This is a genomic window from Pseudomonas sp. BBP2017, from assembly GCF_003024385.1.
Lineage (GTDB): Bacteria > Pseudomonadota > Gammaproteobacteria > Pseudomonadales > Pseudomonadaceae > Aquipseudomonas.
This window is the reverse complement of the sequence record NZ_PVZN01000020.1, coordinates 54,531-79,929: the sequence shown is the minus strand read 5'-3', so window position 1 is coordinate 79,929 and position 25,399 is coordinate 54,531. Positions and strand designations below refer to the sequence as shown.

At 53.6% G+C, this 25,399-nt stretch carries 23 protein-coding genes and 1 tRNA gene; 15 read left to right on the top strand and 9 right to left on the bottom strand.

The window, feature by feature from the left end:
- The first annotated feature begins 30 nt into the window (after positions 1–30).
- The 7 genes from C6382_RS20970 (at position 31) to C6382_RS20940 (ending at position 9,472) form a co-directional block, all read left to right on the top strand.
- On the top strand, positions 31–2,616 hold the full coding sequence (locus C6382_RS20970) for a fimbria/pilus outer membrane usher protein (RefSeq protein ID WP_107026237.1): 2,586 nt from the start codon (positions 31–33) through the stop codon (positions 2,614–2,616).
- Between the two features lie 17 nt (positions 2,617–2,633).
- Positions 2,634–3,605, top strand: a complete 972-nt coding sequence (locus tag C6382_RS20965) for a fimbrial protein (RefSeq protein ID WP_107026236.1) — start codon at positions 2,634–2,636, stop codon at positions 3,603–3,605.
- Positions 3,606–3,794: 189 nt separating this feature from the next.
- Entirely contained in the window at positions 3,795–4,895 is a 1,101-nt protein-coding gene (locus C6382_RS20960; protein ID WP_107026235.1) for an acyltransferase, read from the top strand.
- Positions 4,896–5,071: 176 nt separating this feature from the next.
- Positions 5,072–6,526, top strand: a complete 1,455-nt coding sequence (locus tag C6382_RS20955; protein ID WP_107026234.1) for a tyrosine-type recombinase/integrase — start codon at positions 5,072–5,074, stop codon at positions 6,524–6,526.
- A gap of 330 nt (positions 6,527–6,856) precedes the next feature.
- Entirely contained in the window at positions 6,857–7,120 is a 264-nt protein-coding gene (locus C6382_RS20950) for a type II toxin-antitoxin system HigB family toxin (protein ID WP_107026233.1), read from the top strand.
- The gene (locus C6382_RS20945; protein ID WP_107026232.1) at positions 7,117–8,328 is read left to right on the top strand and encodes an ImmA/IrrE family metallo-endopeptidase; all 1,212 of its coding nucleotides are present in this window, start codon (positions 7,117–7,119) and stop codon (positions 8,326–8,328) included. The genes C6382_RS20950 and C6382_RS20945 overlap by 4 nt, the downstream gene beginning before the upstream one ends.
- Positions 8,329–8,338: 10 nt before the next feature.
- Positions 8,339–9,472: a beta family protein gene (locus tag C6382_RS20940; protein WP_158262115.1), complete on the top strand. Its 1,134-nt coding sequence runs from the start codon at positions 8,339–8,341 to the stop codon at positions 9,470–9,472.
- Positions 9,473–9,970: 498 nt separating this feature from the next.
- On the opposite strand, the gene C6382_RS20935 is transcribed toward C6382_RS20940, so the two are convergent.
- The gene (locus C6382_RS20935) at positions 9,971–10,564 is read right to left on the bottom strand and encodes a recombinase family protein (RefSeq protein WP_107026252.1); all 594 of its coding nucleotides are present in this window, start codon (positions 10,562–10,564) and stop codon (positions 9,971–9,973) included.
- A gap of 258 nt (positions 10,565–10,822) precedes the next feature.
- Between C6382_RS20935 and C6382_RS20930 the strand changes: the two genes are divergently transcribed.
- The 3 genes from C6382_RS20930 to C6382_RS20920 all read left to right on the top strand — a co-directional run bounded on the left by C6382_RS20930 (position 10,823) and on the right by C6382_RS20920 (position 14,784).
- Positions 10,823–11,734, top strand: coding sequence for a hypothetical protein (locus tag C6382_RS20930; protein ID WP_256589161.1), 912 nt, complete (start codon positions 10,823–10,825; stop codon positions 11,732–11,734).
- A gap of 1,618 nt (positions 11,735–13,352) precedes the next feature.
- Positions 13,353–14,096, top strand: coding sequence for an abortive infection family protein (locus tag C6382_RS20925; protein WP_107026230.1), 744 nt, complete (start codon positions 13,353–13,355; stop codon positions 14,094–14,096).
- A gap of 82 nt (positions 14,097–14,178) precedes the next feature.
- Positions 14,179–14,784: a HEPN domain-containing protein gene (locus tag C6382_RS20920; protein ID WP_107026229.1), complete on the top strand. Its 606-nt coding sequence runs from the start codon at positions 14,179–14,181 to the stop codon at positions 14,782–14,784.
- 90 nt (positions 14,785–14,874) lie between these two features.
- Here C6382_RS20920 and C6382_RS20915 read toward each other — a convergent pair whose 3' ends face one another.
- Positions 14,875–15,663, bottom strand: a complete 789-nt coding sequence (locus tag C6382_RS20915) for a hypothetical protein (RefSeq protein ID WP_178082812.1) — start codon at positions 15,661–15,663, stop codon at positions 14,875–14,877.
- 145 nt (positions 15,664–15,808) lie between these two features.
- Here C6382_RS20915 and C6382_RS20910 point away from each other — a divergent pair, with 145 nt between their 5' ends.
- Both C6382_RS20910 and C6382_RS20905 read left to right on the top strand, forming a co-directional pair.
- Positions 15,809–16,333: a hypothetical protein gene (locus C6382_RS20910; protein ID WP_107026228.1), complete on the top strand. Its 525-nt coding sequence runs from the start codon at positions 15,809–15,811 to the stop codon at positions 16,331–16,333.
- Positions 16,323–17,081, top strand: a complete 759-nt coding sequence (locus tag C6382_RS20905) for a hypothetical protein (RefSeq protein WP_146146923.1) — start codon at positions 16,323–16,325, stop codon at positions 17,079–17,081. The genes C6382_RS20910 and C6382_RS20905 overlap by 11 nt, the downstream gene beginning before the upstream one ends.
- Before the next feature lie 366 nt (positions 17,082–17,447).
- Here the strand turns inward: C6382_RS20905 and C6382_RS20900 are convergent.
- From C6382_RS20900 to dapA, 5 genes are all read right to left on the bottom strand, one after another.
- Positions 17,448–17,537, bottom strand: a tRNA-Ser gene (locus tag C6382_RS20900).
- A 93-nt stretch (positions 17,538–17,630) separates the two neighbouring features.
- Positions 17,631–18,341 (bottom strand): phosphoribosylaminoimidazolesuccinocarboxamide synthase, encoded by a 711-nt coding sequence (gene purC, locus C6382_RS20895; protein WP_010223163.1) that lies wholly within the window; start codon positions 18,339–18,341, stop codon positions 17,631–17,633.
- 29 nt (positions 18,342–18,370) lie between these two features.
- On the bottom strand, positions 18,371–19,129 hold the full coding sequence (locus C6382_RS20890) for an MBL fold metallo-hydrolase (RefSeq protein WP_107026226.1): 759 nt from the start codon (positions 19,127–19,129) through the stop codon (positions 18,371–18,373).
- Positions 19,130–20,245: an outer membrane protein assembly factor BamC gene (gene bamC, locus C6382_RS20885; protein WP_107026225.1), complete on the bottom strand. Its 1,116-nt coding sequence runs from the start codon at positions 20,243–20,245 to the stop codon at positions 19,130–19,132.
- 17 nt (positions 20,246–20,262) lie between these two features.
- A complete protein-coding gene (gene dapA / locus C6382_RS20880) occupies positions 20,263–21,141 on the bottom strand; it encodes a 4-hydroxy-tetrahydrodipicolinate synthase (RefSeq protein WP_107026224.1) in 879 nt (292 codons plus the stop codon).
- A 260-nt stretch (positions 21,142–21,401) separates the two neighbouring features.
- Here dapA and C6382_RS20875 point away from each other — a divergent pair, with 260 nt between their 5' ends.
- Positions 21,402–21,962 carry a glycine cleavage system protein R gene (locus C6382_RS20875; RefSeq protein WP_045187680.1) on the top strand — a complete coding sequence of 187 codons (561 nt, stop codon included), beginning with the start codon at positions 21,402–21,404 and terminating at the stop codon, positions 21,960–21,962.
- 11 nt (positions 21,963–21,973) lie between these two features.
- Positions 21,974–22,447: a peroxiredoxin gene (locus C6382_RS20870; RefSeq protein ID WP_107026223.1), complete on the top strand. Its 474-nt coding sequence runs from the start codon at positions 21,974–21,976 to the stop codon at positions 22,445–22,447.
- Positions 22,448–22,493: 46 nt separating this feature from the next.
- Here C6382_RS20870 and C6382_RS20865 read toward each other — a convergent pair whose 3' ends face one another.
- Together C6382_RS20865 and C6382_RS20860 are read right to left on the bottom strand one after the other, a co-directional pair.
- Positions 22,494–23,564: an AI-2E family transporter gene (locus C6382_RS20865; protein WP_107026222.1), complete on the bottom strand. Its 1,071-nt coding sequence runs from the start codon at positions 23,562–23,564 to the stop codon at positions 22,494–22,496.
- A gap of 22 nt (positions 23,565–23,586) precedes the next feature.
- On the bottom strand, positions 23,587–23,826 hold the full coding sequence (locus C6382_RS20860; protein WP_107026221.1) for a sulfurtransferase TusA family protein: 240 nt from the start codon (positions 23,824–23,826) through the stop codon (positions 23,587–23,589).
- 108 nt (positions 23,827–23,934) lie between these two features.
- Between C6382_RS20860 and C6382_RS20855 the strand changes: the two genes are divergently transcribed.
- Positions 23,935–25,368, top strand: coding sequence for a M48 family metalloprotease (locus C6382_RS20855; RefSeq protein WP_107026220.1), 1,434 nt, complete (start codon positions 23,935–23,937; stop codon positions 25,366–25,368).
- Positions 25,369–25,399 lie beyond the last annotated feature (31 nt).

The following is a 25,399-nucleotide window of genomic DNA, read 5'->3' as shown; positions in this document are numbered from 1 at the left end:
AATCCGGGAGATGATAAAGGTTCAATTTGCATGTCTTTTTCTTCCGATAACAGGCCCACACCTGGGGCAAGAAAACGTGTGCCCGCGTTGTCTCACGGCGCGATACTCAAGCCATGGAGGCCAAGCGCCCTATCCCTGGCCATCTGTGCTGTCTTGCCCGGCTTGTCATTCGCAGCTCAAGCCCCGGCCGATGTCGTCGATCCGCAACTGTTAGCCTTTAACACCACCTTCCTGCAAGGCTCGCAGTCGGCCGTGGACCTGCAACTGCTGTTGTCCGCCAACAGCGTGCTGCCGGGTAACTATCGGGTCGACCTGTACAGTAACGAAACCTTGGTCGGTCGGCGTGATATCGACTTCAATCGCAATCCCGCGAGCGGCCGCGTAGAACCTTGCCTGACCCTCGACTTGCTCAAGCAACTGGGCATCGACCTGGCCAAGCTAGAGGCACAGGGCAAATTTGATCCCAACGCCCCACAGGCCTGCTACGACCTGCCGACCCTGCTCGACCAGGCCACCCTACGCTACGACGCCAGCCGCTTGCGCCTGGCTGCCAGCGTGCCGCAGGTGGCGATGCAGCGCGGCCTGCGCGGCTACGTCGACCCACAGCTGTGGGACGACGGCGTCTCCGCAGCTTTTATCAACTACCAGCTCAACAGCAGCCGTAGCGCGGGTGATGCCGATACCCGCATGGCCAACAACATTGGCCTGCGTAACGGTATCAACCTCGGTGCCTGGCGGCTGCGCAACGAGTCCAACTTCAGCAGCGGCACCGGGCGCCCGAACACCTTCAAAAGCAACCGTAGCTACCTGCAACACGACGTCACGGCACTCAAGGGCCAGTTCAGCGCCGGTGATATCTTTTCCGATACCGACCTGTTCGACAGCGTGCGCTACCGCGGCCTGAAACTGGCCTCCGACGAAGGTATGCGAGCCGACAGCGAACGCGGCTATGCGCCGATCATCCGCGGCGTGGCGCAAACCAACGCCACCGTGGAAATCCGCCAGAACAACTACATTCTCTACACCACCAACGTGCCGCCAGGGCCGTTCGAGATCAGCGACATCTACCCGAGTGGCTCCAACGGCGACCTGGAAATCACCATCATCGAAGCCGACGGACGCCGCCGGGTCAGCCAACAGGCGTTTTCCAGCCTGCCGATCATGGTGCGTGAAGGCCAAGTGAAGTACAGCCTCTCGGCCGGCCAGTACAACAGCAACACCGATGGCATGGCCACGCCACAGATGCTCAGCGGCACCCTGGCGTATGGTGTCAGCAGCAACTTGACCGGCATCCTTGGTGTGCAAGCCAGCGACCACTACAAGGCCCTGGCCCTGGGTGCGGGCCGCAACACCTCGCTGGGCGCGGTGTCGGTCGACCTCACCCACTCTTCAAGCCAGGCCCGAGGCCAAACCGCCCAGGGCAACAGCTTACGCGCCTTGTATGCGAAGACCTTTACCGGTACTGATACCAACTTCACCCTGGCCGCGTATCGCTATTCGACCGAGGGCTACCGAACCCTGACCGACCATGTCCAGGACCTGAGCGACGGCGCAATCAAACGCAGCGGCAACGCCAAGACCCGCACCGACCTGACCATCAACCAGAGCCTGGGACGCAATCGCGAACTGGGCAGCCTCTATGTCAATGCCAGTGACCAGCGTTACTGGAACCGTGGCGGCACTCAGAGCGCTTCTGCCGGCTACAGCAACAACTGGGGCGAGGTCAGCTACAACATCGACGTAACCCGCAGTAGGGACCTGAGCAACGACGGCTATTCAAGCAACGACACCCAGCTCAGCCTGTCAGTGTCCTTCCCCCTCGGCGGCCGCTCCCGCGCGCCGCGGGCGTTCGTGACCAGCAGCACGCAGAAAGGCGGCGACAGCACTCAGGTCGGCATCAATGGCTACTTGTCGGAAACCAGCGATACCTTCTACTCAGTGCAAGGCGGCAACAGCAGCGGCAGCGGCAACTCGGCGTCGGCCAGCCTCAACACCCGCACCTCGGTAGCCGACATCAGCCTGGGTTACAGCCAGGGACGCGGGTACGACTCGCAGAACCTCAACGTCGCCGGTTCCGTGGTCGCCCACCAAGGCGGCATCAACCTGGGTCAGACGGTCGGCGAAACCTTTGCCCTGGCCGAGGTGCCGGGCGTACGCGGGGCCAAAATCAGCAGTTATAGCGGCGTCGAAACCGGGCGCAACGGCTATGCGGTAGTCCCTAACGCCCAGCCATACCGGGTCAACTGGATCAGCCTGGATACCCGCGAACTGGGCGGCGACATCGAGATCGACAATGCCACCCAACAGCTGGTGCCACGCCGTGGTGCGATAGTCGTCGCACGTTACACCGGCAAAACCGGGCGTCGGGTGCAGTTCGAGCTGTTCGATGCGCAGCAGCAGATGATCCCCTTCGGTGCCTCAGTGGAAGACGCCAGCGGCAAACAACTGGCCATTTCCGACCCAAACGGCAAGGCCTTGGCGCTGGTTGAACAGGATCAGGGCACCTTGACGATCAAATGGGGTAATCAGCAGTGCTCGGCCTCGTATGCGCTGGCACAGCGAGACAAAGCGTTGAATTACGAGCGGCAGAAGTTGGTGTGCGCACCTAATACTTAATACGTACAGAGAAGCCAATGAAATTTTTGATTAAAGCATGCCTCTTGATAACGCCCTGCGTCTCCTTTAATGCAGCGGCAGTCTGTAGTTTCTCCAGCGCATCGAAAGCACTATCAACAACCATAACCATCAACTCAAGCCTCTCAATCCCTCGAGACACCCCTAACAATACAACACTCTTCGAATCACCAATCCAGACAGTTACTGGCTCGAATGACTTCAGTTGCACCGTTGTTTCATCATGGGGCGTAAAAAACAATTTAGGCACAGACTCAGCCACTTCAGACATCTTTCCAATCCATGACACTGGTCTGGCCTGGCAATGGATTTACAATGGGGCACCCGCATCAGGAGCAAACGGAAAGACTACGATCGAGGCCAATAAATCCTATACCTTCAGCACTACCAAAAACAGCCTGCGCCTGTTAAAAATAGGGCCAATAAAAAGTAACGCCAAAATCCCCGCAGGCGACATCGGCCTTATGAAAGTCGGCGCACTCACAACGATGATCATGCGCTTATCACAAGAGGTAAAAGTAGTAGCCCAATCATGCGAATCACCCGATATTAAAGTCGACATGGGTGACCATGACCTTGGCGATTTTTCCGAAAGCGGCTCATCCTCAAAACCAACCGCTTTCAACATCCGACTTAATAATTGCCCAGCCGGCATAAAAAAGGTCATGTACCGTTTGGAGCCAACCCCAACCACGCCTGCCTGGAATGCCAGCCTAGGCATTGTTGAACTAAACAATAGCTCGACAGCAAAAGGTATTGCATTACAAATAATGGACAACAACCAAACACCGCTGGCATTGAACAAGGACCATCTATTCAGCGACTACGCCACTACCGGTGGGAATTTTACTATTCCGCTGAGTGCAAGGTACTACCGAACACTTCCAGCAAGCAATGGCGGCAAGGGTGATCCAGGCGTGACGCCTGGAACAGCCAACACAGAAGTGTCATTTGTCATGAGCTATCTCTAAGGTCAGCTACTTGATGTGTATCAGCTGAACGCATAGATAGCAATCTTGTCAGGGCACCCTCAATTTTTTAAAAAAACTGCTGGTGACCCTGTTCGTAACCTTGACAGGTTGCTCCAGCTGCTAAGCTTTCGGCTCAGTGATCGAACTTAAAATCTGATCGGCATCTGTGGCCAGAGGAAGGGGGCGGGGATGAGTGGAATCACCACTGACGACAAACATCGCCTTGCCCTGATTGACGCATTACGGTGTTTCGCAGCCTTCTGGGTGGTGCTCTTTCACTTGTCCGAGGGCAACCACATCCCAACCCTGCTTGCAGCCATTCCGGGCTGGGTGAAATCTGCAGTCTTCGATGCGGGCCACCTGGGCGTACCGATATTTTTCGTCTTGAGTGGCATCGTCATGGCGACGACCACCGCTCGTGTACCAATGAACACCGTCAACGCCGCAAACTTTGTCGCCCGCCGCTTGGTACGTCTGGCCCCACCCTACTATGCCGCCGTTGCCCTGGGCTTACTGGTGATTGCCACCAAACGTATGCTTGGGCAAAGCGAAGTCAACATTCCCAGTGCCACAGACATTCTCGGGCACCTGGCATTTCTTCAAGGTGTGCTTGGCATCGAAAACATCATCTCGGTGTTCTGGACACTGTGTATCGAGGTGCAGTTTTATATCGCTTTTGCCGTATTGATCTGGCTGGCCGATCACCTCAGCGGCGGCGAAGCGTTCAAAACCCGAAACATTCCGATCTGGATCAGCGCAGTATTAGCGCTGCTGTGGCCCACCGGGCTGATTCAGTCGATAGGTTGGCAAGGTGGCTTCATTGCGTTCTGGTTCAGTTTCATGGCCGGGGTGCTGTGTGCTCAAACCCTTTCAGGTACAAAGCAAAGCCGCTATATCGCCATTGGCTACTGCGCATTGGTTCTGCTGATCGGCGTTGCCAGCAACAGCTCATTTACCATTGCTGCCGGACTGACAGGCCTTGGCTTTTGCTTCCTGGTCAATCGTTCCGCCACGCTTGGTTTTTTGTCCAGCTACCCGGTGCAGAAGATTGGCTTGATTTCCTACAGCCTGTATTTGTTCCATTCGCCCGTGACGGGTTCTTTCATGCGGGTTTTCCGGCGCTTCATGCCGACCGGCATTGCTTCAGACATACTGGCTACTGTTCTGATAATCGTGATCTGCATCGTATTCGCAGCCATTGCCTATGTACTGTTCGAACGCCCCGCTATCGCCTGGAGCCGGCGGATCAAGTTCAAACGTACTGACGCTGTGGTTCTCACTCGGACCTGAATCCAATCGGAAAACAAAAAACCCCTGAATCTTACGATCCAGGGGTTTCTCGATATATGGCGGAGAGATAGGGACGCTCCATATCCAGCCTAAAGCTCCATGAAACCCTGTATCCAGTGGATCCTACAGAGATTTTACGTACAATAAATACGTACAATCGGAAACAGGAATTCAAAATGGCAAACAACCTAGAGCTTCAAGGGGGCACTTACCACGTAAGACTAGCCATCCCGGCAGATGTACAAAAAGCATTTGGTGGGCGTCGTGTCCTATCACGCTCACTCATGACTGGGGTCTATCAGGAAGCGCTGGATCGTAGGCTACCAATCCTGGCAGCTTGGAAAGCACAGATCAAAATCGCACGGGAGGGCAACCCTTTGCCCGAAGGCTGGCAAGAAGCTGTGCATACAGGTGTTGCCGAATTGGAGGCAATGAAAAGGAACCGAAAACTAAAGATCATCGGTGAACAGGTCCAGCCCCTGCCGGTGAGCAACGAAGACGTCGAGATCTTCAGGTCGCAAAATCCAGCGTTGACGGCTGTGATTGAAAAAATTGTCGACCATGAATGGGGCAATGGAATCGACGGAGAACTGCGAATCCAGGAAATGCTGCATGGGGTGTTCAAAAAAGCAATCAAACGCGGAATGACCGACAAGCACCGGTTCTCATCAGACGAGCGCCAAGAATTGGACGCCTTGATTAGCAACCCCAGTGGATACACACCGAAATCGCCCATCACCAAAGCAAGGTTGGCCGAGTTCAGGACCTTTCGTGAGAACAGAAATGTCGCGGCCAAAACGATTGACCAACAACAATCCAAGCTTGAAAAGCTGTCGAAGTTTCTTACACAAGCAGGCCGCCCGTTGGACTTTGACGCTGTGTCAGCGTGGTTAGATTCGTTTAGCTTGAGCAGCAAGACCTTGACTCAGTACCTGCTGGCCGGGAATGTCTTCTGGAAATGGGCAATGAAGCACGATGCCCGTTGGCGGGTTGATTACAAGGACAAGGCGAATCCCTTTGAAGAACACGACCTGCCGAAAGTGAGAGGCAAGGAACGGGCCGATGCACAACGCAAAGACTTCACTTTGGAAGACCTCTCAAGCCTGCACACAGCAGCAAAGTCCCAAGGGCTGCACGCCCTAGCGGACCTGATTCTACTTGGCATATACACAGGGGCCCGCATTGAGGAACTATGCCAGTTGAAGGCAGACAACGTGATTGTGATCGACGGCATCCAAAGCTTTGACATCACTGATAGCAAGACAAAGGCGGGGATCAGGGTTGTCCCTTTACATCCTGCCATCAACGGCGTTGTGAAGCGACTGATGGACAACTCAAAGGATGGTTACCTTGTCGCCACAAATAGTCGTAGCAAATATGGCATTCGATCTGACCCAATGGTGAAGGCGTTCGGCAGACTCAAGACATCTTTAGGATTCGGGCCTGATCGCGTCTACCACTCAATCCGAAAAACGACCATCACCCAGCTTGTCAGGGCGAATGTGCAAGGGACTCTGATTGCCGAACTGGTCGGCCATGAAACAGGCCTGGTTACATTTGACGTGTACAGCCAAGGGGCGACAACCGCACAGAAATACGATGCCATCTCGAAGCTTCCACAGTTAAGCTAGCTCGAATCTGCAGGTCTCTGTACGTAACCACCGTCACAGTCAGCCCATACAGGGACCCATGGGCCTTTAGGCAGAGCATAGGGTGGTATCGAAACCCCTTCCCCTGGGTCTCCCCCCCCCCCCGCACAGGCTTCACCTTCAGTCGTTGGACGACAGCTCCCCCATTGCAAACCGGGAAAACGGCGTCAAATCACTCATGAACGTCCAGCGGGTGATCTGGCCCCCGCCCACTAGCCCCACCTGAAACGTGTTCCCAATTTGGTAACAGATTCTTGACATTCAAATCTGGCGAAGGTAGCTTGTTCCCAAAATGGGAACACGGCCAGATTTATGAAGCTGCTAGGTATAAAGAAGTTGGCCTCGCTCAAAGGGGAAAGCGTCCTGATTGACCGTTGGGTTTCTAGCTGGGTGAGTGAAGTGACCCACGCAAGCTGGAAGCAAGCGAACGATGTCAGTGAACAATTCCCTACAGTTACAGTCGTGGATGGCGAACTTTATTCATTCTCGATTGAACGAACAGGTATTGAAGTTTGGTTGAAAATTGCTTTTGCACAAGGAATCGCAATTATCACAGAGTTAAGTAGAAAACCATGATTACGACTACAGCAAAAATTATCAAAACGGAACAGCAATATTTCGAGTACTTCGAAAAAGTTCAGGATTTGATAAACAAGCTACCTGATCTTGGCACTGAGGAAAGTGAGACACTTGAGTTACTATCAGTGCTCATTGAAAACTATGAACTCCAAAAATATCCGGTAGAACCGCCTGACCCGATCGACGCTATATTATTCAGAATGGCAGAAAAAGGATTGAGGCAAACTGATCTGGTTCCTTATTTCGGTACACGCAGCCGTGTATCTGAAATACTTGCTCGCAAGCGACCATTGACTGTACCGATGATTCGTGCACTTTCAATAGGATTGGGAATTTCTGCTGAAGTATTGATTGGTCTCGACCAAATTGAAGTCAAGGCCGACAACAGCATAATAGACTGGTCAAAGTTCCCAATAAAAGAAATGATTACACGCGGATGGATTAGAACCGCAACTGAGAAATCCAAACAAGCTGCTGAAGACATAGTCAAAAGTTTCATTGCGGGCGCTGGATTACAAACTGAAAATGCGGCATTTAGGCGAACCTTATCTGGAGATGCGTTAACACAAACCACCACATACACATTACATGCATGGTTAGCGCGTGTAATTCAAAAATCCAGAGAAGAAACCTCTGGAAAGACCATATACAACAGCAATTCAGTTAACGAAAATTTAATAAAGAAGATTGTCAGCCTTAGCATTAACGAAGACGGGCCTAAACTTGCAATCGATTTAATCAAAAGCATAGGAATTTCAGTTGTAATAGAACCTCAACTGAAAGGCACAATGTTGGATGGTGCCGCATTAATGGATACTGACGGAACTCCTATCATTGCGTTAACCCTGAGAAATGATCGGCTCGACAACTTCTGGTTTACCTTGATCCATGAGCTTGCTCACATATGGAAACATATAAAAACGCCGGATGAAGTAATTCTTGATGACTTGGAACACTCATCTGACGATAGACGTGAAGCAGAAGCTAACAGGATCGCTCGTGATTCATTCATACCTAGATCGCAATGGAAGAGTTCTGGGGCGTATGTTTCACCCAGCAAAGAGAGCATTCTTGCACTATCTAAAGAACTTAAAATTCATCCATCAATAATTGCTGGGCGATTGCGTAAAGAAACAGGAAACTACAATCAATTCACCGATCTCGTCGGCCATGGCGAAGTTCGAAAACACTTTGAAACCATATAGGTGTACCGATATGAATCAGCACTACTATCCGGTTGTACGAGCGAAGCAAGGCGAATTTGATGCGTTTAAAAACATGCCGAATACAGTGCTGAGTCGGTGCACTCCAATTTTGGAAATACCTAAGATTTCCGCAAAAGAATACGAGGTAGCGGTTAAAAAATCCGACACACCGTATGAATACTGGATGGACAACAAGGCAAGAAAAATAGCGGCAGTATTTAAAGGTAAGTCAATAATCGTCGATGCATCCCAATGGCCAGTTAACTTTACGACTGAAGGCGGCAGCCAGGTTCTAGGGCATATGTCATCTCTCCTCTCATCACTTGGTGTGAATGTCAATCCGGTAGTAGGCTACGCACGCTGGGATGATGCGCAATACCGCCAAGACATCAAAAACATGACATTGAAATCTGGCGAAAGGTTTTGCATTCGCCTTGATGAAATCGCACTTGAGGATATGGCGGACGTTGATCACTTTGAAAGTATCATCGAAGATATATGCATTACAATCGGAGTCGAAGCCTCGGATATAAAAGTTATCGTGGACATCGGGGACGTAACAAAGCTTCCGATATCTGAAATCACAGAAATAATGGATGAATCACACTCGACTTTGATTGGACTTGGATTTGAAACCATAATTATTACCGCAAGTTCAATCCCTGACTCTATTGAAAAAGCGGTCAAAGAGCGCGATTCATCAGACACCATGGTCCGCAAAGAAATGCTCGCCTGGAAAGGATTCGTTTCTGCAAATCCCAATGCAAACTTGAGCTTTGGTGATTATGGGATACGAAATCCTCGCTCATCGGACATCATTGCTCCCGACATGAACGTTAAAATTCGCTATACAATTGAGAATGGATTCTTTATTGCTCGTGGTCATTCTGTCCGTGGAGTTGATGGGTACGGCCAAAGTCAGAAACTATCCAAAGTCATCGTTGATTCTAAGCACTACTTAGGCCCAAGCTTTAGCTGGGGGGACAAAAAAATATTGGACTGTAGCAAAGGGTTGTTTGTTGGTAATTCCACAGGGTGGATTGCCATTGACACAAACCATCACGTAACTGCGGTTACCGCAGAAATTTTCGAATTTGCAACCACCCTTGCTGCCCAAACCTCTAAATCAGGTGTGCGCGTTTAGCATTTTTGCTGGGATAAATAGCGGATCTTTGCTGCCAAGATCAAAGATCCGCGATGCATCATTACTTTTGAAATTTGACATTTACGACCATACCTTCAAAGCTTTGTGGCTAACTGATCGTAGGTGCCAAATTTTTATAGCTTACTTTCTGACTTGAGGTAGAGAACCGTTGCACGTATAGAGTCCTCAATTGCCCGCATGCATGCTTGGCAAAAGCTATGTGCCCCATGACCAGGATGAGGTGGTTCAGACTCCCGAACTATCTGATTCGGCAAGTACAACCTATCCCCCGTTACCGCTAACATAATATTATATTTTCCCGGGTTACCACACGAATAACATTTCCCAACTAACTCTTTCATACACAACCCTTCTTAAAGCTATCGATGGTAGACATGAAGCGAGTAATAACTTAGCTGTCATCGCCACACGTAAGATCACAACATATATTGCCCCTGCATGTGATTACAATAGCCCGCACAACCCCACATTCTTACATCATGAGCGAACGTCAGGCAAATGGCTTATAGTGTTCCAATGACGTTTCACAGTGGCAATGCCGATTCCTAATTCCGCTGAGACCTGGGTTTGAATGTAACCCTTGGCTTTCAATCGCTGGACGTCAATCGTAGTCTTAACAGCCACCGGACGCCCCAGCTTCTTACCTTCTGACTTGGCACGCCGCAAGCCCGACTGGGTGCGTTCGATCAGTAGATCACGCTCAAACTCAGCGACGGCACCAAGTACCTGCATCGTCATCTTACCTGCTGCGCTGGTCAGGTCTACGCCGCCAAGGGCAAGGCAGTGAACGCGAATTCCAGTGGCTGCCAGTTGTTCTACCGTCTGCCTGACATCCATAGCGTTGCGGCCAAGGCGGTCCAGCTTGGTGACGATCATCACATCTCCTGACTCCATCCGCTCAAGAAGCTTCTGAAAGCCAGGACGCTCACTGACAGGGACGCTGCCCGAAATGGTCTCTTCAATTACCCGGCTCGCTTGTACGTCGAAGCCAGCGTTCTTTACATCCTGGACCTGGTTCTCAGTGAACTGGTTTGACGTGCTGACGCGGCAGTAAAGGAAGGTACGGGACATCAGCATCACCCAAGGGATCATTTAACGTAGGATCACTGTAATGGTATCACAATCTTCGGTCAAGCCTATTTTTTTGATACCTTAATAAGGCTGATTCACGGGTATCGTTTAACAGTCGTTTGTTGATCCGTTGGTAAAAACTCATCACGGAGAGACCTTACGACTAAAGAACGGAACACGAAGAATGGCTATTGGCTACCACAGAACCAAAAATGGGTATACGATCATCAATCAAATCACCGACTGTACAAGGAACGTATGTCACAAATTTCCATTCCAAATGTCGCCTTCTATCCGCAAGAAGAGCCACCGACCAGAGTGGCCCCTGAGCTACTGGAAGATGCCCAAAAACTACCTCCAGAACTTTACGTCGATGAGGAACATCACGGGCTTGTATACTGTCCGGACTGCGGTGTTTTGTGCAGTCGAATGCCAAGAAAGCAAGCGAAACGAAAAGATAATGTCGATGCGTTCTATTTTCACATTCGTGGATTTGACGACGTCGCTTGCATACATAGAAAACCTGGCAAAGGTGGATCTTCAGAAGGAAGCGGGAAAGGGAAAAAAGCGATCAACCTTGTAACCTTCGCTGGTTGGAAAAGCTTGGAAGATGACGAGCCCGAAGAAGATGAAGTAGACCAAAAGCAATCTCAAAAAAACAAGCGTGTGGTTCAAGGAGGATCATCAGGCAAAGGGCGGGGTTTCGAATTAATCTTCGATGAGAATGGAAGCTTACTTAATTCAGGCGAGTTTCGAACAGTAAAAAGGTTAGTGTATCTAGCTCAAAAGACACTCAATGTTTTCGTGCAATTTGATGGACAGGACGCAATACGCCTCGGCGATTTAATCGTGCCCATTGAAAAAATTCAAAAGAATATCACTCGATACATTGGAAAAAGCGTTCTACTTTTCGGACAGCCCACAACCATTGTAAAAGGAACACATCGAGTTTTCTTCAACTTCCCATCCCCAGACCATACACTTAGCGGACACTGCGACCCTCGTATATTTGAGAAGCGAAACTGGAAAACTTTTGAACGTGGGCATTATTATATATTTTACGGTCAAATTGATGGAACTGAGGCACGCACATCAATTAGGATTTTAGAATCGGGCCAGATTGACAGACTTCCGCTAACAGCATATGAACTATTCAAGTCATTACGATGACCGGAAGCTATTCGTAGAAACCCAAAATCGACCCAGATGTTTATTTGCACACTGATCAGATGTGCCTGCCGAATGACTGAATTTAACTCAACAATCAACCCAAATACATTGCAGACATGTGGAACTGTCACGCACATAAATCTAGATGGTACTTGGTACCAGGTACATGCTACCAGTACCGTGATGGTACCTAAAGTGCTCTGACAGACTCTCTATGGCATTTAGACATAAAAGACTTGCAGGGGGCGCGCAAAGTCACGCCATCCCCCAGTAGCGTCTCGTCGACACTCATGATGTGCGGATCTATTCAATTCCATGCTACACAATGATTTGAGATGGTACCGAAACATGCAACCTGCACAGGCAAGTAAGTTTTGTTGTAATGCATTAACGATACAGGGAATTGCAAGCCCAGAGGTCAAACTAAAAGAGTCAGACCCACCTGAAACTATTAAAATCTTGATGGGAACTCGTTGATCGGCCACAAAACCTGAAGACTTGTCGAGCTTATATATTGTCATAGTTGATCAGCGAATCACACAAAGAATAGAAGCTTTCTTAAACTAGACAACCCTATATGGAATCATTCCCCTCCCACAAAGACCAACTATCACACCTATCAAATCCAAAAGTCTAGAATGCCCTTCGGGCATCGCCTTCGGCGATATTCTCTTTGTTTACTTGAAAGCTTTTGAAAGAAAACCTGAAGGAAGTTACGGACGGATTTTCCCTATCAAGAGAAAGTCCATCGAGAACCTGAAGGCGTCCCCGGCACGGCCCATACTTCGACAGCATATACCTTGATGGTAGTTAGCTCGCGCGGGTAACCCTATGCACGATTACAGTCTGTTTTCCGCCTCGCGGCAGCTACGGAATTCAACTAAGTCCAGTATGGCGAATTTTAGTCAAATCGACGGTTGTATCTTTTTCCCAGAGCCGTCATCCTGTCAGTGTCCATAATTCATTGTTCTAATTTGGCGATAGCGGTTGCAGACCATCCGATTTCCGACTTCCCGGACGACCTTGTTTCAGCAACATTATCGCACAGCCACCTACACCCAGCGTTCAAAGCCGCTTTTTAGGAAATGATACTGTTCGAATTTTTGGTCGATTATGGTTTCGACCTGTATCCATTGTATACCTGAAACCAGGCCAAACTAAACATTCAAAGAAGCTTTATTTAGGTACACATCTATTTATGCTACCAAAACTCAAAAACTGACAGTTTTCCATAATATTTTTCACATCGTGCCAAGGCCTATATCGCGGCCTGTGAGCGACATTCAGAAAACAGCGCGGGATGGTACACTCATGAAGAAAAGACCTTTGTATCAAAAGAATAGAGGCTTACAGAAGGAAAACCAACATCGACTCATACAGGTCCGAAACTAGAACTTAAATCCGTGAAAATTCCCCACCAGAAATACCCCCTAAAACTGACCGAATACACAGACAGCTGCTGTCATCGCATCTAGAACGACGTATTTATAAAAAATTTTTCAGTCCTGGCTCAGTATACACCGCCAATCAGCCTCAAACGGGCGCGACATGGTTGGAACCGCAGGGTTCAAGCCTTAAGATGACCGAATGACATACCCCATTGGTTAAGGGCACGCCTATGCATCCACTCTCAGAAGAAGCAGAAGCTCTCCAGCACATACTTGTTTCACAGGCTACTGGCGGTAATGAGGACGACACGGCATATCTGATGCTCAGGCGCGCCGTTCTCGACGATCCTACCCTTGCCACGATGGTTCCACGGTGCGTGAACACCTGCCGCAGCCTCAGTCAGTTTTGGCAGTTTATCAAGAACAAGTACGGCACCTATGCCGAGCGCCGAACCTACCTATGGGACGAGTTTCGTCCGCTCTTGGAATACGTTGAAAAAGGTGGTTCATCACCAGCGGATCATGTGGTAACTGGAGCAATCGAGCGTTTCGACTCCGAGCATGTGAGGGTCGCTTGGACAAAATCGCTGGAGCGACGCACCGCAGATCCTGAAGGTGCTATCACAATGGCGCGTACCCTTCTCGAATCGGTCTGCAAGCACATATTGGAAGAAGCTAGGATCGAGTACGACGAAACTCCGGATCTAAACAAGCTGTATCGTCAAACCGCAGAATTGCTGAACCTCGCCCCTTCTCAACACACAGAGAAGGTCTTCAAGCAGATCCTTGGCGGCTGCACGTCCGTAGTAGAAGGATTGGGCGCTTTAAGGAACCGCTTGAGCGATTCCCACGGAACCGGGAAAGCTGGCGTGAAACCAGCCCCACGCCATGCTGAACTGGCGGTCAATCTGGCAGGCTCGCTTGCCCTTTACCTATTAAGCACCTGGGAAGCGAAAGCACCACGCACGGACTGATTGACGACATATGGAGTCATGAAAGCGAGCAATGGACTGATCAACCTAAAAGGCGAGCGGAACGTACGGAAATGCTTTACCAATGACTGATGATGACGACAACGAATTCGAGCAGTACAACACACCAGGTTCACGCATGACCCTCGTGGAGGACCGTAGCCATGAAAATCTATGGCTTCACCGGGCAAACGATCTGCACGCTTCTGCCGGGGCAGTGTGGCTCTCAATGTCGGATGATCGAGGAAAGGACTCGGCAAAGGAGCTTGGATTGCGGGAAGGCTTCGACATGATGCATGCGTGCTTCCCTGTCTACCACATGCTGTGTGGGCTATCGCTGGAGGTCGTAATGAAAGCGGCGCTGGTCAGTCTCAGGAAAAAGCCACCGGAACACCATGACCTAAACAATCTGGCGCACCTGCTTGGCGTGAAGCGCAATCCGGCCCAGAAAAAGATCCTGAATTTCTATCAGCACAGCGTTGTGTGGGCTGGACGGTATCCAGTGCCGAAGAACGCCACGGATGATGACCTTGCTGAGTATTATGAAATGTCGAATAGCGTCCTGTTCAAGGGCAAGACAGCAGTTAAAGGAACGCTGATCAAGACCTACTCACGCACTGGCACAACGGACTGGGAACGCTTCGACGCCCTGTACAGGAGTTACAGCGCCCTCTTCGACCATCACTTCTAACGTCCGTCCAATCTACGTCAAACGCAAACGAATTGGCCAGAATCTATATCAGACGCACGCCTAACGTTCGCCATTCCCCTTATCTCAAGCTCACTCAAAGCCTTTGAAAAGCTCTATTGCCTCATCATCAGACAGCCCCCGCATGAACTGTTCATAGCTCTTCACTTCCTCTGGCGTGGGGACCGTGAATTCAGGAATCGCCCGGATTCCATCAGCAATGTCCCTACGAGAAATATTGCCTTGAATAATCATGCCGCTGTTCATCTGGTACTCAAGCGAGCCGCATTCACGATTCATAAATCCTACGGTGCTACCTACCATCATCGCATTAGGACGTTTCCTGACCTCATGCTTAGCCAGAGCCACACGCAGTGTTTCCAGCCTTGTGAAGAGGAAACTGATGCGAGCCAGATCGTCCTCTAGCGCCTTCACAAGCGATGGGGCATCAATCAGAGACTGGACCTCGTCAGCTCTTTGAAGAGCTGTGTAGTTCACGTACCCCCGGTCCCGGCGCAGGTTTTCAAGCTTTTGGTGAAGCCCCGCGTTTTTGGCTGTGTGGACGTACCCCTTGGCCTTCTGAGTCCACGTTCGCATAACCTCATAGGCGCTGAAAATCCACATCTGCGACTGAGCAGCAAGGAAGATCGAATTGTAGGGATTAGGGGTTTCGTTGAATTTAGCGCGGAGGTAGTCGTACTCCAGATGCATCACGAATTCGTCAACGATGGTCAGGTTCATCGACTGACTGACAAGATTCATGTCGGTGCTGAATAGCGTCAGCGATTTCAGAGCCTCGCCCAGCGCGTATTGGGGAATTTGATCCGGAGGAAGGTATGCAGGCACATAGTCCCGGTCATGCTCGTAGTCATCATCAATCATGAACGCCCTCCCCCTTTGGCTTGATCCGATCATAGGGAAGCCCCGAATACCAAACAAGCCGTAGTACTGTCGCTGGAGCCAAGCAGGTTCGCTGGTTATGATTCTTGATATACCTAACGAACGACCAGTAGGCATAGGATTTTCGATGGAAGAACTTGACCCTCAGTCACTCCAATTCAAAGAGGTATGCGCGTACTACGGCGCCGCAATGCATATGGCGCAGGTTCTGGAGCATGGGATAGTAAACGCCCTGTTCTTTCTCGATTTCTTGCCTCGAAAAGGAGATTGGACGGACGAGGAATACGAAGATTTTTTCGACGGAAGTTTCTCTAAAACCTTCGGTGCGTTGGTCCACTCACTCAAGAAGATCACGACCGTGCCAACCGATCTGGAATCCCTGATTCATCGGTCGAACAAGCGTAGAAACCACCTTGCACACACGTTCTTTCGCGAGAGTATGGACGTACTGTACGCGGGAGGTTTCGACGAAATTGTCACTGCCTTGAACGAAGACATTGAGCTGTTTTCAGCGACTGACAAACGCTTAACGGCTCTCCTTGAACCTATCTGGCTGCAAGCTGGCTGGACGATGGAGCGTATCGAGGAAGAGGCGGCTCAGTACAAGGCTGAGCTGAAAAACAAACGTAGCGAGGTCAATGATGTTCAGTAGCAATGGTGATGATTCGTTCCGCGCTTACCTGAACGCCGGGACCGAGAATCTGGATGAAATCCTGGCTGCAGGCTCGCCCTTCCTGACGATGATGGATAGCCTTGACTCCTACATGAGAAAACACGTCAGCGGACCCGCCGTAGCACCTGACGAGCTGGTTATACACTCCATGCTCATCAACGCTCGCTTCCTGCTGATGACTGCATTCCGCGTGGGTTTGACTGGTCACGCTGCTGGTGTTCATCCAATCCTCAGAACAGCACTGGAAACCGGTTGTTATGCCCTTCTGATGGCAGAGGACGAAACTCAGTCTCTGACTGAAATCTGGATAAGCCGGAACAACTCACCAGAAGCTCTGAAAGCCTGCAAAAATGCCTTTCAGTCTCCCATCAAGGCAGCCCAAAAAATCGTAAATGCCCGTGGACAGGGACTAGGCGACTGGATGTACACGCTGTACGAAAGCGCCATCGACTTTGGCGCACATCCCAACGCCAAGACAGTCACCCTTCACACCAGAATCATCGACGATGCAGAGGGATTCACCCAGTTTGAAAATGTGGGTCTGTATGCGGTCGGAAACCACGGCTATGAGTGGGGCTTGCTCGCTTGTGTGGAAATGGGTCTGGCAATGGCAATCGTCCTTTCCATGACTCACCCCGTAGCGTTAGAGGCAGCTACTCAGGAGCTCCAAGCCCTGAATAACCAAAAGAACGCCCTTGAAGATTTGATACACCAGAAGCACGCATGAAAAAAGGAGCCGATTCAGACTGTGTGAAAACACACTGACAGGCCCAAGACCAAACGCCCCAACTTGTTCGGGGCGTTTGTTTTTGTGCTGAAAAAGGCTCTTCAGCCCACCAGTCGCATCATTTGCTTGGCCCCCAAGACACTGATCGCCCGCTTGAGGTTGTAAGCGGGCCGATGCAATGGGCTTAGAACCTAGAAATCCCTAGGCTATTACGTTACTGGCCTAAATTAGCAATCGACAGCCGAGGGTTTGACTGAAATTTCCTAAAGACGGCAAAAGTTTTACGTACTATCTCTACGTACAATGATCAGAACCCAAAAACGAAAAACCCCCGCAAATCAGTGACTTGCGAGGGTTTTATACGTATGGCGGAGAGATAGGGATTTGAACCCTAGGTACTGTTGCCAGTACAACGGATTTCGAATCCGTCCCGTTCGGCCACTCCGGCATCTCTCCAGTGGCGCGCATGATACCAGCAGTTTGCCCAAAGGCAAAGCCTGTTTGCGAAAAAAATTCGCGTGGTATCAGGCGCTTGCGTGAACTTGCCGGTTACAGCGGCACGCCCAGGCGTTTGGCAACTTCTTCGTAGGCTTCAATGACGTCGCCCAGACCCTGGCGGAAGCGGTCCTTGTCCATCTTCTTGCGGGTTTCTTTGTCCCACAGGCGGCAGCCGTCCGGGCTGAACTCGTCACCCAGGACGATCTCGCCGTGGAATACGCCGAATTCCAGCTTGAAGTCGACCAGCAGCAGGCCTGCATCGTCGAACAGCTTGCTCAGCACTTCGTTGACCTTGAGCGACAGGGCTTTCATCTTCACCAGTTGCTCGGCAGTACCCCAGCCGAAGGCGACAACGTGGGATTCGTTGATGAACGGATCACCCTTCTCGTCGTTCTTGAGGAACAGTTCGAAGGTCGAAGGCTCAAGCTTGATGCCCTCTTCCACGCCCAGACGCTTGACCAGGCTGCCGGCGGCGTAGTTACGCACGACGCATTCAACCGGGATCATGTCGAGCTTCTTGACCAGGCACTCGTTGTCGCCCAGCAGTTTGTCGAACTGGGTAGGAATGCCGGCTTCTTCAAGCTTCTGCATGATGAAGGCGTTGAACTTGTTGTTCACCATACCCTTGCGGTCGAGCTGTTCGATACGTTTGCCGTCGAACGCCGAGGTGTCGTTGCGAAACAGCAGGATCAAGCGGTCAGCGTCGTCGGTTTTGTAAACCGACTTGGCTTTGCCGCGGTAGAGTTCTTCACGTTTTTCCATGATGGGCTCCGCTTGCTAAATAAGATGGGCTAGGCGATTTCGCGCCAGTCGAGCCCGCAATCCTGGTTGGCCACTTGCAGCCAGTCCGGGTCGCACCCGAGGGTGTCGACGAAACATTGCCGGGCCAGCTGTGGCTGGTTGTTCTTGCTACTGAGATGGGCCAGCACCAGATGTTGCAGGTTCTGCCAGTCCAGCTCCGACACCAGGCGCGCGGCCTGGTGGTTGTTCAAATGTCCGTAGTCGCCACTCACCCGCTGTTTGAGAAACATCGGGTAAGGCCCGCGTCCCAGCAGGTCGCGACAGTGGTTGGCCTCGATCAGCAAGGCATCCAGGCCCTGATAACTTTCCAGCAAGGCGGCGTCGTAGGAGCCAAGGTCAGTCAACACACCGAAACGTCGGCTTCCGTCGTCAAACACATACTGCAACGGCTCCAGCGCGTCGTGGGTCACGCCCACGGCGCGGATGCTCAAGGCGCCGATCTGCAGGGTCTCGTTTGCCGCCAGAAAGCCTGCCGCCTCGACCGGTTTGCGCATGCCGCGCAAGGTACCGCGGCTGAGGTAGACCGGTACATTGTAGCGCCGCGCCAGCAAACCGACCCCATGCACGTGGTCGGCATGTTCGTGGGTTACCAGCACGGCACTCAACTGCAGGGCAGAAACGCCGAGCAGCGCCAGGCGCCGCTCGGTCTCACGCAGGGAGAAGCCGCAGTCAACCAGGACAAGGGTGTTGTCACTGGCGATCAGCGTGCCATTTCCCTGGCTTCCACTTCCAAGTACGGCGAAGCGCACTTAACCCAGGTTGTCCTGAATCACGCTCAGCACGCGGCGGGCGACGTCAGCCGGAGCCACGGTGTTGATGTTCTTCTCGACGGTGACCTGGACGCTGTCGCCAACCTTGCTCAGGCGTACCTGATAACGCTCGGCACGGGCTTCGCGCTCTTCCTTGCTCGGCGCGCTGCCGAACAGCTTGCCGAAGAAGCCAGGCTCCTGGTCTTTGACCTCGGCTTTTTCCGCCAGGTTGATGTAGTACAGGCCCAGGCTGCGGTTGATGTCTTCCACCCGCCATTCGCCCTGTTCCAGGGCACGGCCGACGCTGGACCAGGCGCGATCGAGATCAGCACCCAGGTTCAGTACCGGGTTGCCGCTACCGTCTTCGCTCAGGCTGACACGGCTTGGCGCATCGAAATCACGCGCAGCGAGCAACGACACCGAACCGCCCTTCTCGGCGCTACGGGTCATGCTGGCGAGCATTTCGTCGACCAGCATGGCATCGACCCCGGTGTTTTCCGAACGGGCCGGGAAACCAGGCTCGGCGGTGCTGCCCGCGGGACGCTCAACGCTGACAATGTAGACTTCACTGGTGTTGCGCTGCACGCCCGGCTCAATGCGGATACGGGCACGCACTTCGTTGTCGCGGCTGCTCGAGGCACTGGCCAGACGGCTGGCCATGGCCCCGGAGAGCTCGTCAAAACGCTGCCAGGTGGTATTGAACTCACCGGTCTGCGGGCGCTCTTCGGCAATGCGGAAACCGTTGTCTTCAAAGAACTGCCGGGCCACCGGCCAGACTTCGGCCGGGGCGCGCTGGGCCAGGACCCAACGGGCACTGCCGCTTTTCTGCAGGCTGAAATCGCTGATGTCGGCGCCAGCGCTCAGTGGCTGTGGACGCGGCACCTCGAACTCGCCCTTGACGTTGTCGTCGGCGACATTGCGCGGGATCGGCAGTAGCGGATCAAGACGCTTGGCGCCGCTGATGTCCGGTGGCAGTTGCATCGGCGCCTTCTGCGTGGCCTCCAGATAATCGCTGCCACGGTCACGGAAGTAACCCTCTTCGCCCCAGAGCCAGCCACAACCACTGGTGCTGGAAATGATCAAGGCAAGGGCGGAAAGACCAGCCAATCGCTTCATGCGGTGTACGTCCTCAATTAAAACTGCAGGCCGCACTGGCGCATCGCCTGGCGTACCGTATCGTGACAGGATTCGCTCAGCCAGGTCAGTGGCAGGCGGATGCCTTTATGCATCAGGCCCATTTCGACCAAAGCCCACTTCACCGGAATCGGGTTGGCTTCGATGAACAGGTCTTTGTGCAGGGGCATGAGTTTTTCGTTGATCGCGCGAGCCTTCTCGGCATTGCCCGCAAGGGCGGCTTCGCACAGATCGGCCATTTCGCGCGGAGCGACGTTGGCGGTAACCGAGATGTTACCTTTGCCGCCCAGCAGGATCAGCTCGACAGCGGTCGGATCATCGCCGGACAGCACGATGAAGTCCTTGCTCACGCCATCAAGAATGGCCTTGGCGCGTTTCAGGTCGCCAGTGGCTTCTTTGATACCGATGATGTTCGGCACGCTCGACAGACGGATCACCGTTTCGGCCTGCATGTCGCAGGAGGTGCGGCCAGGTACGTTGTAGAGGATCTGCGGGATATCGACGGCTTCGGCAATGTGCTTGAAGTGCTGGTACAGGCCTTCCTGGGTCGGCTTGTTGTAGTACGGAACTACCAGCAGGCAGGCGTCGGCACCGGCTTCTTTGGCATTACGGGTCAGTTCGACGGCTTCGCGGGTCGAGTTGGCGCCGGTACCGGCGATCACCGGAATACGGCCATTGACCTGCTTGACCACAGCCTTGATGACTTCAATGTGCTCATCGACATCGAGGGTCGCCGACTCGCCGGTGGTACCGACGGCAACGATGGCGTGGGTGCCGTTTTTCAGGTGGAAGTCCACGAGTTTGCTGAGGCTGTCCCAATCAAGACGCCCTTGTGCATCCATGGGTGTGACCAATGCCACCATACTGCCCGCAATCATGAAACTGCTCCTGCCGGAAAAAGAGAGCGGTAATGGTACTGGCGCCATCGGCCTTGCACAAGCGAAGCAGGAGGCTTGAGCATTCCCCTCGGCGGCCATTTTCGCTACCCTTCTCTCTTTGATCGGTACACAGCGGCCCGCCGGGCTGCCGACAACCTGCGCAGGCAGTGCCCAAAGCCTCGATCCTGAGCCCCGGGACCACGCCTTCCCGCCATTCTGACCTGTCGGGTACCGACCGCTCATCGCTTTAGGAATGCTGCATGTCCACCCCCACCGTTCGCGAACAATTCCTTGTCATCAGTGCTCTGGGCGCCAATCCCATGGAACTGACCAACATCCTGTGCCGGGCCAGTAACGACAATCGCTGCTCGGTCGTCACCTCGCGCCTGACCCGCCACGGCGAGTGCAGTGCGCTGGTCCTGCAGGTTGCCGGCAGCTGGGACGCCCTGGCGCGCTTTGAAGGCGCCCTGCCGGGCCTGGCCAAGAAGCACACCTTTACCGTGAATGTGGTACGTAGCGCCGAGCTTGAAGTGCGCCCGCTGGCCCTGCCGTATGTCGCCTATGTCAGCGCTGCCTATCGCCCGGACATCATCAACGAGCTGTGCCAGTTTTTCATCGACCACCATGTCGAGCTGGAAAACCTGACCTGCGACACCTACCAGGCGCCACAGACCGGCGGCACCATGCTCAACGCCACGTTCACCGTGACCCTGCCGGCCGGCACCCAGATCAGCTGGTTGCGTGACCAGTTCCTGGACTTCTCCGACGCTCTGAACCTGGATGCGCTGATCGAACCCTGGCGCCCACAGAACCCACTGTAAGGAAGCTATCCATGGCCGTTGAACTCGACCAACCTGTCGCCGATTTCCAGGCCCAGGCCACCAGCGACCAGAGCGTCAGCCTGGCTGATCTGAAGGGCAAGCAAGTGGTGCTGTACTTCTACCCCAAGGACAGCACCCCGGGCTGCACCACCGAAGGCCAGGGCTTTCGCGATCAGCATGCTGCCTTCGAAGCGGCCAACACTGTGGTTTTCGGTGTTTCGCGTGACGGCATCAAGTCGCACGAAAACTTCAAGGCCAAGCAGGCGTTCCCTTTCGAGCTGATCAGCGACAAGGACGAAGCCCTGTGCCAGTTGTTCGACGTGATCAAGCTGAAGAAGCTTTATGGCAAGGAATACATGGGCGTTGATCGCAGCACTTTCTTGATCGACAAGAACGGTGTGCTGCGCAAGGCCTGGCGCGGCGTGAAAGTACCAGGGCATGTGGATGCGGTACTGGCGCAAGCGCAGGCGCTGAACAAGGCGTAAAGCCTTTGTAGGAGCCGGCAATGCCGGCTCCTACACCCGCGCGGCTTTAAAGTAGCGGCGCGACTACGGGCTCCCGCCGCGGCCAGGCATCAAGCACCGCCTTGAACAGGGTCGCCAGCGGAATCGCAAAGAAGATCCCCCAGAACCCCCACAGCCCGCCAAACAGCAACACCGCACAGATGATCGCTACCGGGTGCAGGCTCACCGCCTCAGAGAACAGCAGCGGCACCAATACGTTGCCATCCAGGGCCTGGATGATTGCGTACACCGCCATCAGGTAGATGAACTGATCGCCCCAGCCCCACTGGAACAAGGCAATCAGGGTGACTGGCACTGTGACCACCACCGCGCCGACATACGGCACCACCACCGACAACCCCACCAGCAACGCCAGCAGCGCCGCATAGTTGAGCCCCAGGGCGATGAAGGCGATGTAGGTCGCCACACCACAGATCAGGATCTCGATGCCTTTGCCGCGAATGTAGTTGGCAATCTGGCGGTTCATTTCCTCGGCCACCCGGGTCATCAACCCCCGCTCACGCGGTAGGTAACCACTGACCCAGCGGGCAATCAGCTCGCGGTCCTTGAGAAAGAAGAACACCAGGATCGGCACCAGCACCAGGTAGATCATGATATTGACCAGCAACGGCAGGCTGGACAGCGAAAAAGTCAACGCCCACTGCCCGAACTTGCCGATCTCGCCGCGCATGGCCTCGATCGCGCGCAGCACCTGCTCATCGGAAACCAGATGTGGATATCGCTCAGGCAACAACAGCAAGAGCGATTGCCACTTGCCCAGCATGCCTGGCAGCTCGTTGAACAGGGTGATCAACTGATGCCAGAGCAACGGCACCAGAACCAGCAGAAACACCGCCAGGGCGCCCATGAACAGGGCGAAGACCAGGCCGACGGCATAGCGAGTCGGCACCCGCAACCGCTCCAGGGCGTTGACCAGCCCTTGCATGAGGAACGCCAGGACCATACCGGCAAGCACCGGAGCGAGCATACCGCCCAGGGTCAGGACGGCAGTGAAGGCCAGAAACAGCAAGACCGCCAATACCACTGCTTCTTCATCGGAGAAGTAGCGTTGCATCCAGTCGCGAAGCACCTTGAACATTGACGATCCTTAGGAAAAAAACTCAGGCTTTGCGCAGCCAATAGGTGTACACACCTTCCTCGGCAGTTTCGAGCAGCAGCGTATGACCGGCCAATTTGGCAAAAGTGCGAAAATCGCGTTGCGACCCGGCATCGGTGGCGATCACCTTGAGTACCGCGCCACTGGCCAGACGATTGAGCTCCATCTTCGCCTTGAGCAACGGTAGCGGGCAGTTCAGGCCGCAGGCGTCGAGTTCAGCGTCAAACGTCAGGATATCGCTCATCGGTTGCTCCAGGCAGGCAGAATCAATCAAGCTTCGTAGAATACCGCCACTGGTCGTCAACGTGTGAGCCAGCTACAGTAAGGTTCTTTGTCGACCAGAGCTTCGTGCATGAATTTACTGCGCCCTACCCTGCTGACGCTGGCCTGTTTGATGGCGCTGCCCAGCCATGCCGACGACCTGCCGTCACTTGGCGACGCCAGTTCTGCCATTGTTTCCCCGCAACAGGAACATCAGTTGGGCCGTGCCTGGCTGAGTCTGCTGCGGGGCAATGTCAATCAACTGAACGATCCCCAGCTCAAGGACTATGTCGAAACCAGCGTCTACCGCCTGGCTGAAACCAGCCAGCTGCAAGATCGACGCCTGGAATTCATCCTCATCGACAGCCGTGAGCTCAATGCCTTTGCCGCCCCAGGCGGGATTGTCGGGGTCAACGGTGGCCTGTTCCTCAACGCCCAGAGCGAAGGCGAGTATGCCTCGGTACTGGCCCACGAACTGGCGCACTTGTCGCAACGCCACTTTGCCCGCGGCGTCGAGGCTCAGCAGCGTATGCAACTGCCGATGATGGGTGCGCTGCTGGTCGGCATCGTCGCTGCCGCCGCCGGTGCCGGCGATGCCGGTATCGCCGCGATTGCCGGCACCCAGGCTGCAGCGATTCAGGAGCAGCGGCGCTTCTCCCGGCAAAACGAACAGGAAGCCGACCGTATCGGCATCCAGAACCTGGAAAAAGCCGGCTACGACCCGCGCAACATGCCAAGCATGTTCGAACGCCTGATGCGTCAGTACCGCTACGATGCCAAGCCGCCGGAATTCCTCCTGACTCACCCGGTCACCGAATCACGGATTGCTGACACCCGCAACCGTGCAGAGCAAGCGCCCACGGGCGGCACCGAAGACAGTCAGCGCTATCAACTGATCCGCGCGCGGGTGGCATTGATCTATGAAGGCACCCCAGGCCTTGCCGCCAAACGCTTCCGCGCCCAGCTGGATGAGAACCCGAAGCTCGACTCAGCCCGCTACGGTCTGGCCCTGGCGCTGATCAAAGGTGGCCGCCTCAACGAGGCGCGGGATGCGCTCAAGCCCTTGCTGGACAAGGCGCCCAACGACGTCACCTACAACCTGGCGCAGATCGACCTGGACGTTACCAACAATCGTCTGGCCGATGCCCAGCAGCGGGTCGAGCGCATGCGTACGTTGTACCCGGCGAATTACCCGTTGCAACAGGCGCGGATTGACCTGCTGCTTAAGCAAAACCGTCCGGCTGAAGCGGAAAAGGCCCTGGATGCGCTGCTCAAGAATCGCCCGGATGATCCGGATGTCTGGTATGACGTGGCTGAGGTTCGCGGTTTGTCCGGCAATACCATCGGCTTGCACCAGGCGCGTGCCGAGTACTTTGCCCTGGTGGGCGACTTTGATCAGGCGCTGCAGCAGCTCGACTATGCCAAGCAGCGGGCTGGCAACAACTTCGTACTGGCGTCGAAGATCGATGCGCGTCAGCGCGAGCTGCTGGAGCAGCAGCGGATGGTCAAGGACATGATGCGCTAGTGATTTGAAAAGCATCGCGGGGCAAGCCCGT

Bases quoted from the DNA above. Each gene is read 5' to 3' on its own strand.
- C6382_RS20970 (WP_107026237.1), top strand. From the start codon at position 31: ATGTCTTTTTCTTCCGATAACAGGCCCACACCTGGGGCAAGAAAACGT.
- C6382_RS20955 (WP_107026234.1), top strand. From the start codon at position 5,072: ATGGCAAACAACCTAGAGCTTCAAGGGGGCACTTACCACGTAAGACTA.
- C6382_RS20920 (WP_107026229.1), top strand. From the start codon at position 14,179: ATGACTGATGATGACGACAACGAATTCGAGCAGTACAACACACCAGGT.
- C6382_RS20870 (WP_107026223.1), top strand. From the start codon at position 21,974: ATGGCCGTTGAACTCGACCAACCTGTCGCCGATTTCCAGGCCCAGGCC.
- C6382_RS20935 (WP_107026252.1), bottom strand. From the start codon at position 10,564: ATGTCCCGTACCTTCCTTTACTGCCGCGTCAGCACGTCAAACCAGTTC.
- C6382_RS20925 (WP_107026230.1), top strand. From the start codon at position 13,353: ATGCATCCACTCTCAGAAGAAGCAGAAGCTCTCCAGCACATACTTGTT.
- C6382_RS20875 (WP_045187680.1), top strand. From the start codon at position 21,402: ATGTCCACCCCCACCGTTCGCGAACAATTCCTTGTCATCAGTGCTCTG.
- C6382_RS20905 (WP_146146923.1), top strand. From the start codon at position 16,323: ATGTTCAGTAGCAATGGTGATGATTCGTTCCGCGCTTACCTGAACGCC.
- C6382_RS20860 (WP_107026221.1), bottom strand. From the start codon at position 23,826: ATGAGCGATATCCTGACGTTTGACGCTGAACTCGACGCCTGCGGCCTG.
- C6382_RS20960 (WP_107026235.1), top strand. From the start codon at position 3,795: ATGAGTGGAATCACCACTGACGACAAACATCGCCTTGCCCTGATTGAC.
- C6382_RS20965 (WP_107026236.1), top strand. From the start codon at position 2,634: ATGAAATTTTTGATTAAAGCATGCCTCTTGATAACGCCCTGCGTCTCC.
- C6382_RS20945 (WP_107026232.1), top strand. From the start codon at position 7,117: ATGATTACGACTACAGCAAAAATTATCAAAACGGAACAGCAATATTTC.
- bamC (WP_107026225.1), bottom strand. From the start codon at position 20,245: ATGAAGCGATTGGCTGGTCTTTCCGCCCTTGCCTTGATCATTTCCAGC.
- C6382_RS20940 (WP_158262115.1), top strand. From the start codon at position 8,339: ATGAATCAGCACTACTATCCGGTTGTACGAGCGAAGCAAGGCGAATTT.
- C6382_RS20950 (WP_107026233.1), top strand. From the start codon at position 6,857: ATGAAGCTGCTAGGTATAAAGAAGTTGGCCTCGCTCAAAGGGGAAAGC.
- purC (WP_010223163.1), bottom strand. From the start codon at position 18,341: ATGGAAAAACGTGAAGAACTCTACCGCGGCAAAGCCAAGTCGGTTTAC.
- dapA (WP_107026224.1), bottom strand. From the start codon at position 21,141: ATGATTGCGGGCAGTATGGTGGCATTGGTCACACCCATGGATGCACAA.
- C6382_RS20865 (WP_107026222.1), bottom strand. From the start codon at position 23,564: ATGTTCAAGGTGCTTCGCGACTGGATGCAACGCTACTTCTCCGATGAA.
- C6382_RS20855 (WP_107026220.1), top strand. From the start codon at position 23,935: ATGAATTTACTGCGCCCTACCCTGCTGACGCTGGCCTGTTTGATGGCG.
- C6382_RS20930 (WP_256589161.1), top strand. From the start codon at position 10,823: ATGTCACAAATTTCCATTCCAAATGTCGCCTTCTATCCGCAAGAAGAG.
- C6382_RS20915 (WP_178082812.1), bottom strand. From the start codon at position 15,663: ATGATTGATGATGACTACGAGCATGACCGGGACTATGTGCCTGCATAC.
- C6382_RS20910 (WP_107026228.1), top strand. From the start codon at position 15,809: ATGGAAGAACTTGACCCTCAGTCACTCCAATTCAAAGAGGTATGCGCG.